The 2,638-nt window shown below is 73.0% G+C and carries 3 protein-coding genes; 2 read left to right on the top strand and 1 reads right to left on the bottom strand.

The window, feature by feature from the left end; genetic code table 11:
- Both HYE82_RS35830 and HYE82_RS35825 read left to right on the top strand, forming a co-directional pair.
- Window positions 1-580 (top strand): peptidoglycan-binding protein (locus HYE82_RS35830; RefSeq protein WP_179178408.1); only part of this gene is annotated, 580 nt, incomplete at its 5' end.
- 134 nt (window positions 581-714) lie between these two features.
- On the top strand, window positions 715-1,398 hold the full coding sequence (locus tag HYE82_RS35825) for an HAD-IA family hydrolase (RefSeq protein ID WP_179178407.1): 684 nt from the start codon (window positions 715-717) through the stop codon (window positions 1,396-1,398).
- Window positions 1,399-1,687: 289 nt separating this feature from the next.
- Here the strand turns inward: HYE82_RS35825 and HYE82_RS35820 are convergent, their stop codons facing one another.
- Complete coding sequence (locus HYE82_RS35820; RefSeq protein WP_179178406.1) at window positions 1,688-2,281, bottom strand: TMEM165/GDT1 family protein; 594 nt, start codon at window positions 2,279-2,281, stop codon at window positions 1,688-1,690.
- Between the last annotated feature and the right edge of the window lie 357 nt (window positions 2,282-2,638).

Below are 2,638 nucleotides of genomic sequence, written 5' to 3'. Positions count from 1 at the left end.
GGGTGGGGCCCCCGGGAAGCGGTTCTCCTCGGGCTCCCGCCGTCGGCGCCTTCCGACGGTCCTCGCCGGCGCCGGCACCGTGGTCGCGGTCGGCACGGCCACTCTGGCGCTGGCGATGCTGCCGCGTTCCGCGGAGAGCGACACGGTCCTCCTGGACGCCAAGCCGACGGGGCCGGCGGCCAGCGTGGTGCCGACCGATCCTGCGGAGACGGCCTCCTCGGCAGCGCCGCCCCCCAAAGCCTCGGCCTCCAAGTCGGCCTCCCCCTCCAAGTCGGCGTCGCCCACCGCCTCCCGCTCCTCGGCACCCGCATCGCCGAGCCCGTCGTCGGCCCCGCGGGCAAAGAGCTCCCCGGCGGCTCCCAAGGCGCCGACGCTGAAGCCCGGCGACTCCGGCCCCGAGGTGGAGAAGCTGCAGCGGCTCCTGGCGGCCCAGGGCCTGTACCGCGGCAAGTACCACGGGAAGTACGACGATCGCACGGAGAGCGCCGTCGCCTGGTTCCAGTGGAAGAACGACATCGAGGGCGACCCGGAAGGCGTCTACGGCCCGGAGACGCGCAAGGTGCTGGAGGGCGCCGGCTGACGTTCCGACCCGGCGGTGGCGCACACCGCCCGTTGTTTTGTATCGTGTAGGAACAAAGTGGTTCCGTCCGCATTCCCTGACCGGTGGACGGAACCACTTGTTCTCTTCTCCCGCCCCGTCTGGAGCCCCTGCCGATGCCGGCCACCACCGCCGCCTCCCCCGTCGTCCTCACCGCCAAGGCCCTGCTCCTCGACATGGACGGCACCCTGGTCGACTCGGACGCGGTGGTCGAGCGCTGCTGGCGCGAGTGGGCGGTCACCCAGGGGCTGGACCCGGAAGCGGCCCTCAGGGTGGTGCACGGCCGCCAGGGCCACGCCACGATGGCCCTCCTCCTGCCGGACCGCCCGATGGAGGTCAACCACGCCGAGAACGCCGCCATGCTCGCCCGCGAGACCGCCGACACCGAGGGCGTGGTCCCGGTCGGCGGGGCCGCGGAGTTCATGAAGGCGATCGCCGGGCTGCCGCACGCCCTGGTCACCTCTGCCGACGCGGCGCTGGCCGCGACCCGGATGGCCGCAGCCGACCTGCCGATGCCCGGGATACGGATCACCGCCGAGAGCGTCGCCGCCAGCAAGCCGGATCCCGAGGGCTTCCTCAAAGGCGCCGCCGAACTGGGCGTCGATCCCGCCGACTGCATCGTCTTCGAGGACTCGGGCGCGGGAATAGCCGCGGGCCGTGCCGCCGGAATGCGCGTGATCGGCGTCGGCCCCCGCGCCGCCGAGCACGCCCCCACGGTCCAGGTCCCCGATCTGACCGCCGTACGCGTCTCCACCACCCCGGACGGCTCCATCCGCCTCACCCTGACGCCCTCACCCTGACGCCCACGCCCTGACGCCCACGCCCTGACCACCACTCCCGAGGCGCCACTCCCGAGGCGCCGCTTCCGGCGGCGTCGGCGGTCGAGAAGCAGGAGCAGCCGCCGCCCGCGTTCGGCCCCGCGCCGGCCGACGGCCTACGGGCGCCGCACGCGACCGGCTGCCCCCGGCGGCCTCAGCGGTGAACCGTCAGCCCTCACCGAAGCGGCCGCGCCAGATTCCCCATGGTGGTCGCGCCCGCCGGGAGGCAGGAGGAGCGGCGTCAGGGAGCCACTCGGTCGGCTTCTCCGCGTCAGCCTGCGATGGCCTCGTACAGGGAGAACGCGGCGAGGGCGGCCATCACGGCGGCCGCGATCCTGGTGATCAGGCGCAGCGGCACGTACTTCATGAGCGTGCGGCCGCCCAGGATGCCGATGCCGGCCACCGCCCACAGGGCGAACACGGCGCCGACGCCGACCGAGACGGGGTTGTCGTAGCGGGCGGCGAGGTTGGCGGTCATGATCTGCGTGAGGTCGCCGAACTCCGCGACGAGGATCAGCATGAAGCCGGCTCCGGAGACCTTCCAGAAGGACTGGTCGGCGGGTGTCTCGATCTCCTCGTCGCCGTCGCTCTTCTTGAGCAGCAGCATGATCGCGCCCGCGAGGAAGAGGACGCCGACGACGGCCTGTACGAGCCGGTGGGGCAGCAGGGTGAGGACGCTGCCTGCGGCGATGGCGAGCGCGACGTGCACGGCGAAGGCGGCTGCGACTCCGGCGAAGACGTAGCCGGCGCGGTAGCGGGTGCCGAGCATCAGGCCGGCGAGGGCCGTCTTGTCGGGGAGCTCTGCGAGGAAGACGACGCCGAAGGCGATGGCCGTGACGGTGATGCTGAAGTTCGCGCTGAACACGGGGCTGGGACCTCGATCGGGTGGGCTGGGCGCCACCGTTTCCGAGAGACCTGGGCTGTGTCAGGGGTCGCTTCGGCTCGGCGGCGCCCTGACGGTGTTCACGCGCACGCGCCCCGATGCGGACGGATGCAAGTGAACCTGGACGGGGCACTGCGGCCGAAGGTCTCGCTGGCCGACCGCGCATGTGCGGCCTGCCTCCGGGCGCCGGCTGGATGACCCAGCAGTGTGTCGACGGTCCGGCGAAGAGCTACTCCCCTTCTGCTGCGACCAGCATACGGGAGCCCGAGCCGCCCGGACCACGGCTTCGGTCCCTTGCGCCGCAGCCGCCACGCCCTGCCCCGGCCTCCTCACGGCACC

The organism is Streptomyces sp. BR123 (genome assembly GCF_013401435.1).
Classification (GTDB): Bacteria; Actinomycetota; Actinomycetes; order Streptomycetales; family Streptomycetaceae; genus Streptomyces.
The sequence above is the reverse complement of the archived record's forward strand: the minus strand, read 5'-3'. Positions and strand labels throughout refer to the sequence as shown.